This is a genomic window from Lysinibacillus sp. GW823-FHT06C08 (genome assembly GCF_058795135.1).
In genome coordinates, this window is the sequence record NZ_JBXAHN010000005.1 from 25,497 (window position 1) to 46,207 (window position 20,711).

General features: G+C 36.5%; 17 protein-coding genes. 15 read left to right on the plus strand and 2 right to left on the minus strand.

The annotated features are described in order from the left end of the window. Nucleotides 1-102 precede the first annotated feature (102 nt). From AC1Q6O_RS13180 to AC1Q6O_RS13250, 15 genes are all read left to right on the plus strand, one after another. Nucleotides 103-1,593 (plus strand): M81 family metallopeptidase, encoded by a 1,491-nt coding sequence (locus tag AC1Q6O_RS13180; protein ID WP_090002577.1) that lies wholly within the window; start codon nt 103-105, stop codon nt 1,591-1,593. Nucleotides 1,594-1,601: 8 nt separating this feature from the next. Next, the gene (locus AC1Q6O_RS13185; RefSeq protein ID WP_090002578.1) at nt 1,602-3,200 is read left to right on the plus strand and encodes an ABC transporter substrate-binding protein; all 1,599 of its coding nucleotides are present in this window, start codon (nt 1,602-1,604) and stop codon (nt 3,198-3,200) included. A gap of 65 nt (nt 3,201-3,265) precedes the next feature. Then, nucleotides 3,266-4,183, plus strand: a complete 918-nt coding sequence (locus AC1Q6O_RS13190) for an ABC transporter permease (RefSeq protein ID WP_043990452.1) — start codon at nt 3,266-3,268, stop codon at nt 4,181-4,183. Between the two features lie 17 nt (nt 4,184-4,200). Further along, nucleotides 4,201-5,115: an ABC transporter permease gene (locus tag AC1Q6O_RS13195; RefSeq protein WP_090002579.1), complete on the plus strand. Its 915-nt coding sequence runs from the start codon at nt 4,201-4,203 to the stop codon at nt 5,113-5,115. Between the two features lie 19 nt (nt 5,116-5,134). Next, the gene (locus tag AC1Q6O_RS13200; RefSeq protein WP_089986285.1) at nt 5,135-6,130 is read left to right on the plus strand and encodes an ABC transporter ATP-binding protein; all 996 of its coding nucleotides are present in this window, start codon (nt 5,135-5,137) and stop codon (nt 6,128-6,130) included. Further along, nucleotides 6,127-7,131, plus strand: a complete 1,005-nt coding sequence (locus AC1Q6O_RS13205) for an ABC transporter ATP-binding protein (protein ID WP_090002580.1) — start codon at nt 6,127-6,129, stop codon at nt 7,129-7,131. Before AC1Q6O_RS13200 ends, AC1Q6O_RS13205 begins: the two co-directional genes overlap by 4 nt. A 28-nt stretch (nt 7,132-7,159) precedes the next feature. Beyond that, complete coding sequence (menC, locus tag AC1Q6O_RS13210; RefSeq protein WP_090002581.1) at nt 7,160-8,290, plus strand: o-succinylbenzoate synthase; 1,131 nt, start codon at nt 7,160-7,162, stop codon at nt 8,288-8,290. 48 nt (nt 8,291-8,338) lie between these two features. Continuing rightward, entirely contained in the window at nt 8,339-9,181 is an 843-nt protein-coding gene (locus AC1Q6O_RS13215; protein WP_258954724.1) for a GNAT family N-acetyltransferase, read from the plus strand. Next, entirely contained in the window at nt 9,174-10,313 is a 1,140-nt protein-coding gene (locus AC1Q6O_RS13220) for a M20 peptidase aminoacylase family protein (protein WP_008178227.1), read from the plus strand. The genes AC1Q6O_RS13215 and AC1Q6O_RS13220 overlap by 8 nt, the downstream gene beginning before the upstream one ends. A gap of 105 nt (nt 10,314-10,418) precedes the next feature. Further along, complete coding sequence (locus AC1Q6O_RS13225) at nt 10,419-12,524, plus strand: S9 family peptidase (protein WP_090002583.1); 2,106 nt, start codon at nt 10,419-10,421, stop codon at nt 12,522-12,524. Between the two features lie 72 nt (nt 12,525-12,596). Further along, entirely contained in the window at nt 12,597-14,033 is a 1,437-nt protein-coding gene (locus AC1Q6O_RS13230) for a serine hydrolase domain-containing protein (RefSeq protein ID WP_486347257.1), read from the plus strand. 55 nt (nt 14,034-14,088) lie between these two features. Next, nucleotides 14,089-14,988: a serine hydrolase gene (locus AC1Q6O_RS13235; RefSeq protein WP_258954725.1), complete on the plus strand. Its 900-nt coding sequence runs from the start codon at nt 14,089-14,091 to the stop codon at nt 14,986-14,988. 520 nt (nt 14,989-15,508) lie between these two features. Then, complete coding sequence (locus AC1Q6O_RS13240; protein WP_008178234.1) at nt 15,509-16,372, plus strand: MurR/RpiR family transcriptional regulator; 864 nt, start codon at nt 15,509-15,511, stop codon at nt 16,370-16,372. Nucleotides 16,373-16,589: 217 nt separating this feature from the next. Further along, nucleotides 16,590-17,825, plus strand: a complete 1,236-nt coding sequence (locus AC1Q6O_RS13245) for a DNA polymerase IV (RefSeq protein WP_089986293.1) — start codon at nt 16,590-16,592, stop codon at nt 17,823-17,825. A gap of 158 nt (nt 17,826-17,983) precedes the next feature. Next, nucleotides 17,984-18,736 carry an alpha/beta fold hydrolase gene (locus AC1Q6O_RS13250; protein WP_089986294.1) on the plus strand — a complete coding sequence of 251 codons (753 nt, stop codon included), beginning with the start codon at nt 17,984-17,986 and terminating at the stop codon, nt 18,734-18,736. Between the two features lie 50 nt (nt 18,737-18,786). Here the strand turns inward: AC1Q6O_RS13250 and AC1Q6O_RS13255 are convergent, their stop codons facing one another. Both AC1Q6O_RS13255 and AC1Q6O_RS13260 read right to left on the minus strand, forming a co-directional pair. Beyond that, on the minus strand, nt 18,787-19,641 hold the full coding sequence (locus AC1Q6O_RS13255; protein ID WP_090002586.1) for an SDR family oxidoreductase: 855 nt from the start codon (nt 19,639-19,641) through the stop codon (nt 18,787-18,789). Further along, a complete protein-coding gene (locus AC1Q6O_RS13260) occupies nt 19,638-20,666 on the minus strand; it encodes a polysaccharide biosynthesis protein (RefSeq protein WP_089986380.1) in 1,029 nt (342 codons plus the stop codon). The genes AC1Q6O_RS13255 and AC1Q6O_RS13260 overlap by 4 nt, the downstream gene beginning before the upstream one ends. Nucleotides 20,667-20,711 lie beyond the last annotated feature (45 nt).

Consider the following 20,711-nt stretch of genomic DNA (forward strand, 5'->3'; position numbering starts at 1 on the left):
ATTGACAACTTTGCCCAAAATCAATATGATTAAAAAAATAAAACATTTACTTTATTTTTGTTTTATTTTAAAGTAAATACTTCAAAAAGGGTGGGTAAAATAATGAAAATCTTGATAGGCGAAATTGCACATGAGACAAACACGTTTGCTAATGAGAAAACAACTGTTGAGTCGTTTAAGGAATGGGAATGGATTCATGGCGACGAGATCCTACAGAATCATCGTAAAGTAAGAGATTACTTAGGTGGAATGATGGAACGTGCTGAAGAAACAGGAGTAGAAATAATTCCTTTATTTTCAGCATTTGCCATGCCTTCTGGAGTTATAACAAAAGAAACCTACAACGTGCTTCTTCAGGAGTTAACGAATTCAATTAAAGCTGTGAAAGAGTATGATGCCATTTGTCTTGCACTTCATGGTGCTGGTGTCGCGGAAGACGTTGATGATCTTGAAGGCGGTATATTATCCGCTATTAGAGAAGTTGTCGGGTATAAAATCCCTGTTGTCGTCACGCTAGACCTACACGGAAATATAACGGATCAGATGGTTCAAGAAGCAGATGTCCTATTGGGCGTTAATTTTTACCCACATGTTGATTGTTTTGAAAGAGGAATCGAGGCAATCGATATTACCCGAAAAATTCTTTCAGGTGAGCTTCAACCAAAAATGAGCCTAAAAAAACTCCCACTTATGATTCCTACATCTACTACAAATTTACCACCAGCAAAAAATATCAATGAACTGTGCTGGGCACATGAAGTAAATGAAAAAATTATTGATTGCACATTCTTTCATGGCTTTCCTTACACGAATATACCTGAAGTTGGAGTTTCGGTGGTGACCGTCACTAATAATGATCAGGAGCTTGCAGATCAAACTGCAGAAGAAATCGCTTTGGAGATTTGGAATACAAAAGAGATGTTTTTTCCAGACATTATTAATCCAGATGAAGGAATTAAAAGAGCACTAAAAATAGAAGGAAAGCCAATTGTCATTAACGAAACTTCAGACAATCCTGGAGGGGGTACGCCAGGTGATGGAACTCATCTACTTTCAGCCATGATAGAGGCAAATCTTGAAAATGCTTGTTTCAGTTTTATTTATGACCCGGAAGTAGTGAATATTGCTCATAATAGTGGAGTAGGAGCAACAATCGATGTATTACTAGGTGGCAAAACAGATGATTTACATGGAAAACCGCTCAAGGTAACTGCTTATGTTAAAACTCTAGCAGATGGCCGATTTATCCAGTCTTCTCAAATGGGAAAAGGTGCAAAAGTAAATTATGGTAAGTCTGCAAGATTAGTAGTTGGCGATATTGATATTGTTGTTTGTTCTAAAAGGTCGCAAACACTGGATGAACAAATCTTTTTATTACACGGGATTGATATTAGGTCATACAAAATTGTCGCTTTAAAATCAAGTCAGCATTTCCGTGCCGGATTTGAACCCTTAGCCCATACAATCATTACCGTTGACTCACCTGGGTTATCAAGTTTTAATCTGTTTTCTTTTGAACATTCAAGACTTGCAAAAGAAGTTTATCCTTTTAAAAAAGATGTTGAATTTTTACAGAAAGATAAAGTTAAGTAAAGGGGAGGATGAAGGTGAAAAAGAAAACCAGCGGAATTAAATTAATCGTTATGGTAATGATCATGGTTATTTTAGCAGGCTGTACCCCAGATTCAAATGAACAAAGTTCTGGAAATGGCGATAGCAAATCAAAGAATACATTAGTCATCTCTTCTGTTCGTGAGCCGGATACAATTGATGTCCATAAAACAACTTGGGTTGATAATTCAACTTCTAATATTTATGACACATTGTTAAAAAGAGACCTGGAGGGAAATATAATACCTGGTCTTGCTGAAAAATATGATATTTCAGATGACGGTAAGATTTGGACTTTTTATTTAGATGAAAATGTCACGTTCCATTCTGGGGAACCGCTTACTGCTGAAGCGGTTAAAAAGTCATTTGAAAGGTTCCTAGAGTATTCTGCCGTCAAGTTTTTAGCTGGACCAGTGGACAAAATGGAAGCTGATGGGCAAAAATTAATGATTTATTTCACAGAGCCTTTTGCACCTTTTGCCAGTGGATTAACTACCGCCTATTTAGCACCGATGGATCCTAAGGCACTTGATGATTACGGTGAGGATTTTGGAAAAAATCCTTCAGCTTCAGGAATATTTAAATTTGAGGAAAGAGTACGTGGATCTTCTATTACTTATATGAAAAATGAGGATTATAATTGGGGCCCACCATTTGTAGACAATAAGGGCGCACCTGGTTTTGATAAATATGAATTCCGATTCATTACGGATGACGATACGAGGGTACTAGAATTTAAAAAAGGTACCACGCAAATTATGACTAATGTGCCCCCGAATTATATTAAAGACCTTGAAACAACAGAGGGTGTGAAAATTGATCGTATGTTCGAACAAGGCATAACTTACTTAGGCTTCAATAATAAAAAACCAATGTTCCAAGACAAACGTGTTAGGCAAGCTATCGCACTTGGTATCAATCGGGATCCACTCGTAGAATTTGCTTTGGAAGGTTATGCAAAACCACTTTTTGGTCCACTGCCTCAAAGCATCCCTGGATATAGTGAGAAAGTTGAAGGAGAGGCAGCACAAAAATACACGCAAAATGTGGAAAAAGCTAAATCGTTACTCGAAGAAGCTGGGTGGAAGGATACAAATGGAGATGGCATTGTAGAGAAGGACGGAAAGCCTTTCTCATTTGAAATATGGTTATCTGATGAACCAGTTATGCAAAGAATTGTTCAAATTCTTCAAGGCCAATTAAAAGAGATTGGTATTGTAGTTAATATTTCTGTTCAAGAGCCAGCATCCATTAGTGCAAACACACCAAAGGGATTACATGATGCCATTCTAAATACGTACGGATGGTCAGATCCAGATATCTTATATATGCTTTTTGGAAAAGGAAGTTCATTAAGAATGCATTACGAACCTGAAGAATTACACAATTTACTCACTAAAGCACGTCAAACGATGGATATGGAAGAGCGGATGAAGATTTATGAGGAAGCACAGCAATTCCTTGTGGAAGAGTCTCCTTGGGTTCCGTTATTTGTACGTGAAAATGTAACCGCTTACCGTGACATTAATGGATTTAAACAAAATCCTTACTCACAATCAATTATTTTCAATGATATCACTTCAAAATAAAAATTAACCTGTAAAGTTAGGGACCGCTCATCGCTAACTGCCTTATTAAAAGGGGGGATTAAAACTTGTCTAAATATATTTTGAATCGAACTCTTTCAATGGTTATTACTCTAATTGGTGTATCAATTTTAGTCTTTTTGATGATGCATCTCATACCGGGTGATCCCGTAACTTATATTCTAGGAGACTTTGCTTCAGAAGAGGCCATAGTGGAAATGAAAAAGACTTTAGGGTTAGATCAACCGCTTTTTATTCAATACATTGATTACATTAAAAATGTGTTGCAAGGGAACTTAGGGACTTCCTATATTACGGGTTTGACAGTGGGTGAAGAGATTGTGGCTCGCTTTCCAATTACAGTACAACTAGCACTTTATAGTTTAATCATTGGAGCCGTCATTGGAATTTTAATGGGTATTTTAGCAGCAGTGAAACAAAACACAATCTTTGACCAACTAGCTATGGTGATTTCCTTAATAGGAATATCTGCACCAGGTTTTTGGATAGCATTATTCTTAATTTGGATGTTTTCCTACCAATTCAATATTTTCCCTATTTCTGGATATCAAGGGTTTTACTCGTTAATTTTGCCATCTATAACACTGGGTTTAGGCTCAGCTGGCAATATAGCAAGAATGACGAGGTCTAGCATGCTTGAAGTTATTAAACAAGATTTTATGAGAACGGCTCAAGCTAAAGGACTTGCCATGATTCCTATGATTTTTAAGCATGCCCTCCAAAATGCGATGATCCCAGTTATTACTTTAATTGGTCTACAGTTTGGTTTTCTATTAGCAGGTGCAGTAGTCATAGAAACGGTATTTGCACTACCGGGGTTAGGGAGTTTTTCTATTGAAGCCATTACTAAAAGGGATTTGCCAACAGTACAAGGGTTAGTTCTATTTATGGCATTTCTTTTTATTATAACTAATATGATCGTGGATCTCGTTTACAGTCTAATAGATCCTCGTATTAAGTATTAGAAAGGGAGGCAAGTATTTTGAGTAGTTCAGCTCCTAAACTTACAGATTCAGAAACTAAATTCAATCCGCCTCACAATAAAGATTCTGAAGCAAAGTCTAAAACTTACTGGTCAGTCGTGGGGAAAAGAATAATAACTAACAAAAGTGCTGTTAGTGGGGCCTTTATCTTATTGTTCTTCGTATCAATTTCCTTACTTGCTCCTTGGATAGCTCCACATCCAGTTGACGTAATGAATTTCGAACAAAGGTTTTTACCTCCAGGAGGACAATATTTTTTAGGGACAGATGATTTTGGGAGGGATATATTTTCAAGAATATTATATGGTGGTCGGGTTTCCTTAATGATGGGGCTTGTTGCAGTGCTAATCGCAGGTGTTATCGGTGTCATTTTAGGAGTGATAGCAGGCTATTATCGTAAATTTGATATTTATATTATGCAGGTTATGGATATTTTACTGGCTTTTCCTTCACTCCTTCTTGCCATCGCTATTATTGCTGTACTTGGGGTCGGATTAACGAACGCGATGATCGCAGTCGCAATTTCGGCAATACCTTCGTATGTAAGGGTAGTTCGAGGATCGGTTTTATCAATAAGAGAAAAAGAATATATAGAGGCAGTTAAGGCCCTTGGAGTTTCAGATTTTAAAATTATTGTAAAGCACGTATTTCCAAACGTCTTATCACCCGTAATTGTTTTATCCAGCTTACAATTTGGAACTAGTATTCTAGTAGCTGCAGCGTTAAGTTTCTTGGGGCTCGGTGCTCAGCCTCCAACTCCTGAATGGGGTTCGATGGCTTACGTCGGGAAAGCTTTTTTAGGGCAGGCTTGGTGGATGTCCCTTTTCCCAGGTATGGCCATTATGTTAATCGTCCTTGGTTTTAATCTGCTAGGTGATGGATTACGTGACGCATTAGATCCAAGGCAAAAATAACTGCTTGGGAGTGAAAAATATGGGAATAAAAGATGAAGCGCTTCTGAGAGTGGAAGACCTTTCTATTAAATTTAAAACGGGGAAGAAAGATTTTGTCAATGCAGTGAGTCAGGTGAACTTTACTATTAATAAAGGTGAAACACTTGCTTTGGTAGGAGAATCTGGATGTGGAAAAAGCGTTACGTCCCTTTCCATCATGAGATTAATAGCAAATGGTGTTGGTGAAATTGAAGGGAAAATTCTTTTTAAAGATATGGATTTTAATCAAATATCTGAAAAGAAAATGCGTTCGATTCGAGGGAAAGACGTTTCAATGATATTTCAGGAGCCTATGACATCCTTAAATCCTGTTCATAGAATTGGCAGGCAAATTAGTGAGGTTCTTAAGCTTCATACAGATGCCTCAGGAGATGAGTTAAAAAAGCAAACGGTAGATATATTAAAAAAGGTTGGAATTCCACGTCCGGAAAAAATTGTTAACGAATATCCCCATCAACTTTCTGGCGGAATGAGACAAAGGATCATGATTGCAATGGCGATGGCGTGTAATCCTAGCCTATTAATTGCTGATGAGCCGACAACAGCATTAGATGTAACTATACAAGCCCAGATTTTAGATTTAATGAATGATCTCAAAACTAACTACGATACAGCCATATTATTAATCACGCATGATTTAGGTGTTGTAGCAGAAATGGCTGATCGGGTTATGGTGATGTATTATGGACAAATTGTTGAAGAAGCCCATGTGAAAACGATCTATAAAAATCCACAACATCCTTATACTATTGGTCTATTAAATTCTATTCCTAGTCTTGAAGATGAACAGGATAAGCTGAAACCAATCGAAGGCAATGTACCTAATATCGGAGAAGTAACGAAAGGATGTCCTTTCTTTTCTCGGTGCACCAAAGCTCATTTAAAATGTTTTGAAAGCAACCCACCTCTCATAAAAACGAATAACGAACACTCCGTTAGATGTTGGCTATATAGTAAGGAGGAGGCATTCGCATGAGTGAAGTATTGCTAGAAGTTCAAAATCTAAAAACCTATTTTCCAATCAATAAACGTTTTTTTTCAAAAAATAAGGACTATGTGAAAGCTGTTGATGGTGTTACTTTCAAGCTATTTAAAGGAGAAACATTAGGAATTGTTGGAGAAAGCGGCTGTGGCAAGTCTACAACTGGAAGAAGTATTCTAAAATTAATTGAACCAACAAGTGGTAACATCCTATTTGAAGGCAAAGATGTTCTAAGCTTGAGCAAACAGGAATTGAGAAAGCTCAGGAAACAAATGCAAATTGTTTTCCAAGATCCATTTGCTTCTTTAAATCCTCGTCTACGAATATCTTCTATTTTAGAAGAAGCACTATTAACACATGGAATAGGGGCGACTAAAAAAGAAAGAAGACAGAAAGTAATAGAGATTTTGCAAATGGTGGGGTTAGGTGCTTTTCATGCAGATCGTTATCCTCATGAATTTAGTGGAGGGCAAAGACAAAGAATTGGTATCGCCCGAGCAATCGCGGTTGGACCGTCACTTATCGTAGCAGATGAGCCAGTTTCTGCCTTAGATGTATCTGTACAGGCACAAATACTTAACCTTTTTCAAAGCCTCCAAAAAGAATTAGGACTAACTTATATTTTTATTGCTCATGATTTAAGTGTTGTAAAACACATTAGTGACAGAATTGGGGTCATGTATCTAGGGAGAATGGTAGAGTTTGCCGATAAAAACCAATTGTTTGCTGAACCGCTTCACCCATATACAAAATCCCTTATGTCTTCTGTTCCAGTCCCAAATCCTGAAAGTGAAAAAAAAGACCGGATCATTTTAACTGGTGATGTTCCAAATCCGGTAAATCCTCCTCTTGGTTGTACTTTCCATCCGCGGTGCTTCGCGTGTATAGAGGTTTGTAGGACAAAAAAACCTCGAAACATAGAAGTTAAACCGGGACATTTTGTAGCTTGTCACTTGTTTGAACCAGAAAGAACGGAAGTAAGAGACCAAAAGTAATTTTATATAAAAAGGAAGGTATTACTAAATGGATATAAATAAAATTTCGTTACAAAGAATTAAATTACCCTTAAAATCTTCGTTTGAAACTAGCTTCGGTAAAGTGACTGAAAAGGATATTATCATCGTTAAGGTTCATGGTGGAGATAAAGTTGGCTTTGCTGAAAGTGTCGCGATGCCTTTTCCTATATACAATGAAGAGACTACAGGTACAGTATGGCACATGCTTGAAACTTACTTGATTCCAAAGCTATTAGAAAATGAAATTAAAGAGCCCAAAGATTTCTCAGAATTGTTTTCCTATATACGTAGAAATAACATGGCAAAGGCAGCACTTGAAATGGCCATTTGGGATTTATATAGTAAGCAAAAAGGGCAAACGCTATCTACTACACTAGGAGGTAAACGATCAGAGATTGAAGTGGGCGTAAGCGTTGGAATTGAAAATAACATAGAAACTCTATTAAACAAGGTGGCAGGCTTTTTAGAGGATGGCTACAAAAAGATTAAAGTGAAAATAAAACCTGGCTGGGACATTAAACCTTTAGAGGCTATTCGGAAAAAGTTTGGAGAACAAATTCCACTAATGGCTGATGCTAATTCTTGCTACAGTTTGAATGATTTACAACTATTACAAGAATTAGATCAGTTTAATTTAATGATGGTGGAACAGCCGTTAGCTCATGACGACATTATAGATCACGCAAAATTACAAAACTTATTAACAACACCTATCTGTCTAGATGAAAGTATTCATTCATTAGAAGATGCAAGAAAGGCAATTGAAATTAATGCATGTAAAATTATTAATATTAAGGTTGGTCGTGTAGGAGGGCTATTCGAAGCAATTCGAATGCATAATCTGTGCGAGGAAAAAAATATCCCAGTTTGGTGTGGTGGAATGCTTGAAGCTGGTATAGGTAGGGCTCATAACATCGCAATCGCTTCATTAAGTAACTTTAGTATTCCGGGTGATACATCTGCTTCAAGTCGTTATTTTGATAAAGATATCATTTTACCAGAAGTAAAGCTTTCAAAGGCTGGCACTATTATTGTTCCAGAACAACCTGGAATTGGTTTTGAGGTTAATCAGGAATTCATTAATCAACTTACAGTGACCCAGAAAGAGTTTATTAGAGATAAAATAAAGTTCTACTAAATGATTTTCAAGTTGATTTTATTTCATGGTGTCTGGAGGGATTTACCAATGGTTTTCACACAGCCAATCATCTATAAAAGTATTATAAGTTTAAAGGAAATACAAGATGTAGTTAGTTTTCAAGAGGATATCTGGGATAAAGATGTAGTAACGCCTCTTCCGCAGCTTGTTGCTGCAACTCACAATGGTGGAAACATCGTTGGAGCGTTTAAAGAAGGTGAATTAATTGGGTTTTCATACGGTTTTTCGGGCTTTAAGAATGGGAAAAAATATTTAATTTCTCATATGACTGGCGTCCATAGTAAGTACCGTAATTATGGGATAGGCTTACAGCTAAAACTTAAGCAAAGGGAGTGGGCAGTGGAATACGGCTATCAAAAAATTGTATGGACTTTTGATCCTTTAGAAGCCAAAAATGCATACTTTAATCTTAATAAGCTAGGAGCTTATTCTCAAACGTACTTTCCTTCTTATTATGGTGAAATGAGCGATAAACTGAATAAAGGTCTACCTTCTGATCGTTTTTTAGTAGAATGGGATATTTGTTCGAGCCGAGTAGCGAATGCACTTACCGGTGTACTCAAAAAGGATACATTGGTTAATCACTATAAGTCTCTGCTGTCATATAGTGATAGTAGAATTATCCCATATCCCAATGAGAGAGAATCGATTAAGAATGAAGACGGATATTTAATACCTGTTCCAGCTAATTTTCAGATTTTGAAACAAGAGGATTTTGAAGCGGCGAAGGCTTGGAGGTATAAGTTGAGAGATGCAGTAAATGATGCTTTCTCAAAAGGTTTTGTAGTAACCGGAATGTTAAAAAAAAATTTAGCTAACATTCATTTTTATGTTATTGAAAATAAATCCATGGAGCCCCTATATGATTGAACAAATCAATAATTGGGTTGATGAGAATAAAGAGCTAATAAAATCAACATATCATCATTTTCATTGTAATGCGGAAATTAGTTGGAAAGAAAAAGAGACAACGGATTACTTATGTAAGCAATTCGAATATTTGAAAATACCTTTTGAGAGGTTTGAGGAGCATACCGGAGTTGTTGGATATTGGGGAAATGAAAAACTTGGTCCAACCATTGGAATTAGAGCAGACATTGATGCGTTATGGCAGCTGGTCGACGGTGAATGGAAAGCCAATCATTCCTGTGGTCATGATGCTCATATGACAATGGTTCTTCATACTATTTCTTGTCTAAAGAAATTAGGTTTTCAACCAAGGGGGCTTATTAAAATTATTTTTCAGCCAGCTGAGGAATCCGGTTTAGGAGCTAAGGCTCTAATTGATAGAGGCGTTATGGATGATGTTGATTGTTTACTAGGGATACATGTACGTCCCATTCAAGAATTAAAATTTGGCCAAGCATCTCCTGCCATCTATCATGGCGCGACAACACTATTGAAAGGGAAGATCCATGGAATTCAAGCTCATGGTTCACGACCAAATCTAGGAATAAATGTTGTTGATTCACTTGGAGCCATTATTCAGGCTGTTAACTCAGTTAAAACAGATCCGACATTATCCTCATCTGTCAAAATAACCATGGTTCAGGCCGGTGGAAACAATATTAATATCATTCCCGATTATGCTGAATTTGGCATTGATGTCCGTGCACAACAGAACTATGTTATGGAAGATTTACTTAAAAAGGTAGAAAATGCGGTTCTTTCTTCGGGCTCAGCAAATGGGGCAATAGTTGAAATAGAGACACTAGCATCGATGATTGCTGCGGAACCTAGTTCACAACTTGAGGAACTAGTGGGAGAAGCTATTATTGAAGCTCTAGGGAATGACGCAATCGCTGCTCCAGTCATTACTCCTGGAGGGGAAGATTTCCATTTTTATAAAAAGTATTTTCCTCATATTAAAGCTACAATGATTGGACTTGGAACCGATTTACAACCTGGACTGCACCATCCTCATATGAATTTTAACTTAGATGCTTTGCAAAATGGTGTAAAAATTCTTGCTATGACTACCATTAAATTATTTAAACCATAGTATTAGTGAAAATTAGTAGAAGAGACTAGATTAGAATATTGCGAAAGTATTTTTCTGAAGAATTGCAATAGTGAAATATCTATTATTAATAAGGAGTGATAAAAGATGTTAAGAACTACAGTGCCAGAAGATATTTATAACTTTGAATGGCCAAGCAATCCTGTCATTTCTCCTGATGGACAACAGGTAGTTTATGAAAGAACCATAGCTGTGAAAGAAAATAATTACGAAACACATTTATATTTAAGCGATGTAGAAGGAAAAACACGAAGAGTTTTAACATCCTCAGGCACAAGGAACGTCAATCCTATCTGGTCACCCGATGGAAAAACCATAGCATTTATCTCGGACCGTGCTTACGGAATGCAGGCATGGCTGTTATCTCTCGATGGTGGAGAGGCCCGGTGTCTGACAAAGTTTCGTCAAGGAATTAGCTCAATAGTATGGGCTCCTAACGGTAAAACGATATATGGATTGGTACCTGTAATTGTACATTCGGAACTAGAAACCTTTCATGAAAATGCAACAATTCATGAAGCAAAGAGTGAGAAGGAACAAGAGGATAAGTTATGGAGAGATGGGGCTAAACGCTATCATCATCTATATTACAAAAATGATGGAACTGGGTTTCATAAACCGTACAAACGTCAAATTGTTGCTATTCATATAGATACTGGAACATTCGTTTTGATAACAAAAGGAATAAATGAAGTTCATCAGCCTGACGTGTCACCAGATGGAGAATATATCGTGTTCAGTTCAAACGCAGAAAATGAAAATTTTCTTTTTGGAGGAAAGGTTTATCGAGTTTCTTCTTCCGGAGGAGATGCGGAGTTGCTATACAGTGATACGGAAGCAAGCTCACCTTCTTACTCACCTGATGGAAAGTGGATAGCGTTTTTTTGCAACCATGCAGAACAGAAGGAATTATTAGTCATACCTTCAGAGGGAGGGGATGTTAGCTCTTTAAGCAAAAAATATCAAGACACCCTCCTTGATATGACTTTTACAGATATGCGTAATCTCAGATATGCACTTCGCCCTCAATGGTCTAATAATAGTAGGTATATTTATGCGCTTAGTACCCATGAAGGAAGAAATGAAATTGTTAGATTCTCGAATGATAAAAATGACGATCATCCGGTAATTATTGCTGGTGGAGACCGTACTATTTTTCATTTTTCATTTGATGGAGAAGAGACGATTAGTATGGCCTATTCGACAGTCAATCATCCTGGGAGGATATCAGCCATTAGAATTGATGAAACGAATACAGCCGACTGTAATTATCGGTATCCAACAGAAGCTTTTCCTCAATTACATGTACCCATTTTCCCTGAAACTGAAGTTCGTCTGGATGACTGCAACGACAAGTTATTATCCGAACTCATCGTAGTTGAACCTGAGGTTTTTTCCTATAAATCTGTTGATAACTGGTATATGCAAGGTTTTATTTTAAAACCCGCTAACTTTGATCCTGAGAAAAAATATCCTGTTCTATTAGATATACATGGAGGACCACATTCTGCTTATGGTTTCACATATTTTCATCAATTGCAATTATTCGCTGCGCGAGGTTATGCAGTTATCTATACGAACCCACGAGGAAGCTCAGGATTCGGTGTAGAATTTACCAATGCTGTACATGGTGATTATGGTGGAAAGGATATGAATGATATTTTGAACGGACTGGACTTTGCCTTACAAAAAAATCGATATCTTGATAAAAATAGGGTAGCCGTTAATGGAATTAGCTATGGTGGATTCATGGTAAATTGGCTCATCTCTCACACCGATAGATTTTTTGCAGCAGTTTCTGAAGGCTGTATTTCGAATTGGATTTCCATGTATGGCACAAGCGATATAGCACCATATTTTATTGATCAGGAGTTTCTTGGAAAGACAGATTTGGAGAATCTTTGGAAATTCTCTCCTCTTGCCTATGTAGATAATGTAAAAACGCCACTTCTACTTCTACACAATGAAGATGATTTACGATGTCCAATAGAGCAGGCAGAACAGTTTTATTCCCATATTAAGCGTCGAGGAGGAGAAGTAGAACTGGTTCGTATTCCACAATCAAGTCATGGGCTCCTCCAATACGGCAAACCCGAATTAAGAATAGCTAGGTTGAATTCAATGCTCGATTTTATAAACAGACATTTACCTGTAGAAAATTTTTCGAACTTGATAACGACTGAGAATCAATAATGTGAGGATAATAGTTAGATCATCGATTCGATCTACATTATTATATACAACTACTCTAAAGGAGGAAAAGAAATGAAAGTAGATGTGAATTTAAAAGCATTTGAAGAGGCTGGTCAAAAGATAACGGAAAAACATAAGATTCCTGGTACTGCTGTTGCAATTGCTGAAGCTGGGGAGATTCTTTACCATAAAGGATTTGGCTTCCGTAATGTAGCCGATGGACTACCTGTAACTGAAAATACAGTTTTTGGTATTGGTTCGATAACAAAATCATTTACTTGTGTGGCTATTATGCAACTGCAGGAAGTCGGTAAATTGAATGTGCATGATCCTGTTAGTAAATACTTGCCTGAATTCAACGTTAAAAATAAAGAGGCTATCAAAGATATCACTATTCATCACTTTATGACTCACACAGCAGGATTGCCTCCAATGTCTTCGTTATTTTATGCAATGAAAAGGTCACTAGATCTTGACCCAACTGTAAAAAATTATCCAGGTTTAAATATTAATGTTGAAGATCACGGACCAATTGACACTTATGAGCAACTTATGCAGTTTATTGATGAACAAGATATTGAATTATTGGGTGCACCTGGTACACATTTTAGTTATTCCAATGAATCATATGCCTTATTAGGAACAATCATCGAACGAATCAGTGGAAAAAGTTATGAACAATATATATATGATCATATCCTCACACCTTGTGGTATGGAAAACAGCTATTTCACAATTGAGGAGTACGCTGATTATGAAAATATCACCACTTGCTATACAGAGGACAAAAGCGATGGAACAAAACACGTTTTGGCTGCACCAATTTGGTGGGAATCTACTTCAATGCGAGCAGCAGGCTTTTTGAAATCTACAGCTAGAGACATGTTATTGTATGCAGAAATTTTCCGTAATGCTGGTGTAGTAGATGGTAAGCAAATATTATCAGAAGAAAGTGTAAAAGAAATGACTAAACCCCATATTCAATTACAACCTGGAAGATTCTATGGGTACGGTTTTATGATTACTCCCGATTATTTTGGCACTACTCTTATTGAACATGGCGGAGGGCTCAAGGGAATTTCAGCTCAATTAAGTATTTTACCTGAAAAAGGGGTTACAGGTGTTGTATTAACTAACTTGGCAGGTGTACCTGCTGCCCGAATTATGCAACTTGCATTTAATGCTTTGAGTGAAAGGGAGGTAGACGCCAATCACCTTACCTTTGAAGAATATGATATTTCAGAAGAACGACTTCAACAGTATCAAGGAGAATATCAATCGAATGAAGGGACGAAAGTATGCATTAAAATCAAGGAAGGAAACCCAGTTCTACTCTCACAAAATGTAGAGATACCAATAACTTTTGTGAGCGATAACATGTTTATAGCATATTTTAATGACTTTACAGAAATAGCTGAGATACTAGTGGATGATAATAGTGAAGCATACGGAATATCATATCATTTTAGACAATTCCCTAAAGTTTCCGTAAATATACCACTTAACTAGTGAGTTCCAAGGTTTTCATATTGAACTCCTTATGTAGAAATTTGAGAGGATGTTGATGATGGGATTACAGGAGAGTTTGGAAAAAATTATACAAGAAGCTACTGGGACATTCGGGGTTTATGTGAAACATCTGGAATCTAGAGAGACTGCTGCAATAAATGAGAATCGTTTATTTCAAGCTGCAAGTGTTTTTAAGATTCCTATTTTGGCCACTTTATATCGTGATGTTCAAATGGGGAAGGTCGAACTAAAAGAACATATTAGGTTGGAAGAAGAGGATTTAGTCAATGGATCAGGTATATTTAAGGAGTTAATTCCTGGAATCGACGTTACGATAAAAAATTTAGCGACTATGATGATAATTGTTAGTGATAATGTGGGAACAGATAAGTTATTGAGTATTTTAGGGAAAGAAAATGTAAATCAATATATGAAAGAAATTGGACTAAGCAATACTTACATTCGTCTCAGCTGCTGGGAGCTTCTTTGCTCTTGTGTGGGATTACCTCCACAAAAATTCTCAATGGACACTTATAATGACATTAACCGTCGATTTAAAAATGGTGAAATTGATCATCATTCAATTGTATTTAAAGAAAGTCATGCAAACAATGTAACAACCGCAGCTGATATGGCACTTTTATTAGAAAAAATGGCAAATAAGCAATTAATCTCTGAAAAAGCTTGTCATGATATGTTTGAAATCCTTGCCAAGCAACAATTTCGAAGTAGAATACCTTATTTATTACCTCAAAATACAGTTGTTGCTCATAAAACTGGCACCATTGCAAGTGTTGTCAATGATTCAGGGATAGTCCAGCTACCTGATAATAAAGGTAATTTTATCATTTCAGTATTTTCTATAGGAAATAATACTGAAGCAGAAGGTGCTAGTATCATATCTAAATTATCGAGAGTTGCTTATAATCATTTTCTTAATAAAGTAACCGTTTAGCTTTTAAACCCAAAGGCTATTAATAATTTATCAAATATAATCGGTTATGAAAAAATATACAACTATAACATAACTCATAGCTAAATGGTATGATGATGTTACAACTAGTAAGTTATATTCTTGTTGAAAATCAATTAATGTTGGGGTATTCACACTAAATATATTTATAGTGAATGCCCTAGAATCTAAGGTTGAAAGGTTACACGGGTTAGGGATATGCTAAAAATATGAAACTGAAATTATACATAAAACTCACAATAAAGGTTCGTGTAATTACCAAATTACCTACGTAATAGATTGAATGTTTGTACTATAGTAATTGTTCATTGGATACATTACACCGACAGATAAAAGTATAAAACTTGGAGCTCATTATCTCTAAGTGATTTAGTGGTTTTTTAAATATAAAAGTGATGCATACTGAATAATAAAATGGGAGTTTTTTTAGTCATCAACCATTTACTGAACCTGTATTAAATAAGTTACATACCTAGATTAACTCATTGGAAGGGCTGGCTGTATGGATAATTATAATGAAAGAATTAGAAAACAATTTAATGAACTAACAAAAAGACAGAAATTAGTTGCAAAATATATTGTTGACTTTCCGAAAGAGGTTGCATTTCAAACATCGAAGCAGCTAGGTATTGCAAGTGAAACAAGCGATACAACGGTGATTAGGTTATCATATGCTCTTGGGTATTCTGGATTTAGCGAATTGCAAAAAGAAATTCAAGCTACTTTATTAGAAGATTCTTCACCCATTTCAGATCCAATTGAAGGGCTTCGATCTACGTCCAAGTCTTTAAAAGATACAAATTTAATTCAACATGTAATCGAGAAAGATACTTCGTATATACGTGCAACGTTAGAACAAATAGATTACACCCAGTATAAAAAAGCTATAGATCTTTTAATTAGTTCTGAAAAGAGAATCGTCATAGGCTTCCGTTCCTCATATGGTCCTGCTAACTGGCTATCGTTTAGTCTCAATGTTGTTGTAGGAAATACGTTTTTATATCGTGGAGAAATAGAGGATTCTAATTATTTATTATCCTTAATCGATGAAAAGACATTATTGGTGGCTATTTCTTTTCCTCGATATTCAAAAGAAACGAATGCATTTGTCAAAGCAGCAAAGAAAAAAGGGGCACAAGTGATAGGCATAACAGACGATGAATTGTCGCCATTAGGGCTTCTTTCGGACATTTTGTTTAAGGTGGTTGCTCCTTCTCCTATTTCTCTAAAAGGTGCTACACCAACCTTTGCACTACTTAATCTACTAATAACAGGAATAGCAGCTTCTGATGAAATAAAGGTTCAAAAGCGGATGGAAGATTACGACCAAACAAGTGATGATTTCTCACCATTTACTAATCAGTAATAAGGGAGCTCATCGGATAGATTCTAATAGGATAGGTAACCAAAATAAAAGGTTTTTTTGATGTCACTTGATTTCCGAGAGTATACATCAAAAGAACCTTTTTATTTTATTGTGAAACCTATAAAAACATGCTTTGCTTAGACGGTAGATTAAGTGTGAAAGGACTCATATATGATAAAATATAGCTAACATTAAAATCAACGTGAGGTGAACGAAATTGCATAAAGGAAGAATCATTTTACATATTGACCTTAATTGCTTTTATGCCTCAGTGGAACAAATTTACGATCCCTCATTAAAGGGAAAACCTATAGCCATTGCAGGTAATCCAAAAGAACGTAGAGGGATTGTTATTACGTGTAGCTATGAAGCTAGAAAAAGTGGTGTATATACAACCATGAATGTCGGTGAGGCCAGAAGAAAATGCCCAGAGTTAATTGTGCTACCTCCAAATTTTGAACGATATAGAGCTGCTTCAAAATCTTTTTTTGGATTACTGAAAGAGTATAGTGAAATACTTCAACCCGTTTCTATAGATGAAGGATATATACAATTGCCTATAATCGAAGGACAAAATGTATTAGAACATGTACATGGTATACAAGATAGAATTTGGAACGAACTACAATTGCCTTGTTCAATCGGCATTGCACCCAATAAGTTTTTAGCAAAAATGGCCAGTGAAATGAGAAAGCCGATGGGCATTACAATATTACGTAAACGTGATGTCCCTTCAGTTTTGTGGCCATTGAATGTTAAAGAGATGCATGGAATCGGGAAAAGCACAGCAGAAAAACTGAAAGAGTTAGGTATACAAACGATTGGAGAATTAGCTGCGGCTGATGAATACACATTAAAACAGAAGTTTGGCATCAATGGACTTCGCTTGAAACAGAAGGCCAATGGCGAGGATGACCGACCTGTTGATCCAGAAGCAATATATGATACGAAGAGTGTAGGGAATTCGACAACATTATCTCATGATACGACTGACCGAGATGAATTATATAAAATAATGACAACTCTTTCTGAAAAGGTAGCAGAAAGATTAAAGGCTAAAAAGCTCGCAGGAGTGACTGTGAGTATTATCATCCGTACAGCTTCTTGGGAAACGTATACACGGAGTAAATCAGTCAATAACGCGATATTTTCAAAAGAGGATATAGTTGAACAGGCGTGGAATCTGTTTAATAAAAACTGGAATGAGGAGCCTGTTCGATTATTGGGTGTGACTATTTCCAATGTAAGTGACATTAAAGAGATGACTCAGCAGCTAACTTTTTTTGATTTTGAAGATCATATTAAAGACGAACCCATTATTAAATTGGTAGATCAAATTGAACAGAAATTTGGAAAAGGTGTCATTTTAAGAGGTTCTGATATTGTAAAACCAGCAGGGAAGCATCAAGCAAACACGAGTTTTAGTAAGGACTTTTGGGATGATCATTTGTAAATGATTCCATTTTGACAGGTTTGAGGCAATTAATTTCCGTATCGAGAAAGACATACGTTAACAATTGCCCAGGAAATACAAAAAACCAGACATTCAATCAATCTCAAACAAGCTTTTGAGAAGCTAAACAGTAAAGAAAGTAGGTGCATGAATCCATTATGCAATATAAAGAGTATGGCCATTTCGACGGTCCAGTGATGATGTTTCTTCATGGGGGTGGTGTTGGGGGATGGATGTGGGAACAACAAATTCAGCACTTCTCCAAGTATCACTGTGTAGTGCCTGAGCTTGTGTCCGATCATTCATTTTCTATTGAGCAATGTGCACAACATCTCGTACAGCTCTTAGAGGAAAAGGCGAATGGCAAGCAGGTAATTGTTATTGGCTTTTCATTAGGTGCTCAAATTGCCATACAAATGTTAAGCATAAAGCCTAGTTTAATCCACTTTTCGATTATTAATAGTGCTCTTGTTATCCCTTCACCTACTACAGCATGGATGATTCGGCCGTTTCTCCGACTATCATTCCCGCTTATCAAAAATAAAACCTTCGCAAAGCTTCAAGCGAAAACCTTATACATCGATGATCGCTATTTTGACCGCTATTATCATGATAGCACTAAGATAACATACGATGCATTAATTCAGGTTTTACAAGAAAATATGACGTTTTCAATCCCACGAAATTTCCACAATGCACAGGGGCATATTTTAATTACTGTTGGCAATCAAGAGAAAAAAATAATGAAAAAATCTGCACAAAAGCTTGTACAAAGCCATCCAAATGCAAAAGGAATCATGTTAAACAACATAGGGCATGGAGTATCATTAGCCCAGCCTGCATTTTTTAATCGTTTTGTAGAGAATTGGATCAAGGAAGGACAATTGCCAGTGGGCACAGTCATTCAATAGAAAAACTCCATTATGAGTAACGTAACAATACTCGTAATAGAGTTGAAGTTTTAAGAAATATAGTGAGGATATAAATCCTTGTGCTGCAAAATCCATTCCTTCATGTCAATTATCATTTCTTCATAGCTAGGGACCGTAAAGGAAAAATCGTTTCTAGTATTAATTAAAGTTTTATTAACATTAATAAGCTGATGTGGAGTAATCTTTATTGTATGGTCCATAAAGTGCTTATTCAATAACTGAAGCAGATCGTATTTGGATATAGGCGATGTATTGACAAGATGATAGAGTCCAGTTAATTCTTCATGTGCTGCTTGCTCCATGGCTTTCGCTAGGGTGAGGGTTGTGACCCCCGTCCAAATAGCACCAGTATAGCCGTGAATCGGACCTTTTTGGTGCATAAACCAATTGAAAAGCCCAATTCCATCCATTTTCAAATCAGGGCCAATAATTGAATTACGGAATGTTAAATGTTTGGTATGATCAATTTCGCCTAAACCCTTTGTACGGTCATAAAAGGTAGTTCCGTCCTTTACACTATTTTCATAATAGGGTGCGTTTTCACCTGAAAATACACAATCGGTACTCATATGAATAAGCTTCGTCTGGCGATTTTCAAGGAGAGATACGATAGCATGTGGTAAATAACTATTCAAGAAAATACTCTTCTCAGGATTTGCCTCACATTCTTTATTTAACATACCGATACAATTAATGACAATATCATACTGATGGTCTTGAAGAAGTGAACGTAAAAAGTTCAAATCTGTAATATCACCAGTAATATTATTTCCATATGCGAAAGCAGTTCTCGTATACGTTGTCACATCATACCCTTGCTCCCGTAAGTAGATGGAAATGGTATGACCCGCCATGCCAGAAGCGCCGAGCACTAAAAATTTCATGGTGTTCCTCCAGTCCAAAGGAGAAGCTCTTCTTGAATGAGAGATAAGGTTAGTAATTTTTCTTTAATAGCCATCACGTTTAACATTTGTGTATTATTGGAATTATATTCATCCGATAAGGTAATTTTAGGAGAGCCTTCATCCAGGTATTTTCCATAATTCAAATCTCGATTATCTGCTGGGATTCGATAAAAATCACCTAAATCTATGGCTTTTGCTGCTTCCTCCTTTGTACATAATACTTCATACCGTTTCTCCCCATGCCGCGTGCCAATAATGTGAATCGCATTGTTCACTTGGAAAATTTCAAGGAGAGCTTGTGCCAAATTCTCGATCGTAGCAGCGGGTGATTTTTGCACCATAATATCGCCATTTTGCGCATGTGAGAATGCATACAACACCAATTCGACTGCTTCCTCAAGGCTCATCATAAAACGAGTCATAGTTGGATCGGTAATAGTTAAAGGTTTACCAGCTTTTATTTGTTCGATGAAAAGTGGTATGACTGAGCCTCTTGAAGCCATTACATTCCCGTATCGTGTGCCGCAAATCAATGTTTGCTTTGGGTCGACCATCCGTGATTTAGCAATAAATGTTTTCTCCATCATCGCCTTGGATATCCCCATCGCATTGACAGGGTATGCCGCTTTATCTGTTGATAGACAAATAATCTTTTTAACGCCAGCTTGAATCGCCGCAGTTAAAACATTATCTGTTCCTAAGATATTTGTTTTAACAGCCTCTAAAGGGAAAAATTCACAAGAGGGAACTTGCTTGAGGGCCGCAGCATGGAACACATAATCTACGTTATACATCGCAGGGTGAAGGCTTTGTAAATCACGTACATCCCCGATATAAAATTTAATTTTAGAGTTTTGATAAAGCTTTCGCATATCATCTTGCTTTTTTTCATCCCTTGAAAAAATCCGTATTTCCTTAATATCGGTATTTAAAAATCGATTTAGTACCGCATTACCAAAAGATCCTGTTCCTCCAGTAATCAGTAAAGTTTTATCTTTAAACATTGTCTGTCTTGTTACACCTCCCACATGCTTAGGTCCGTTCATGAT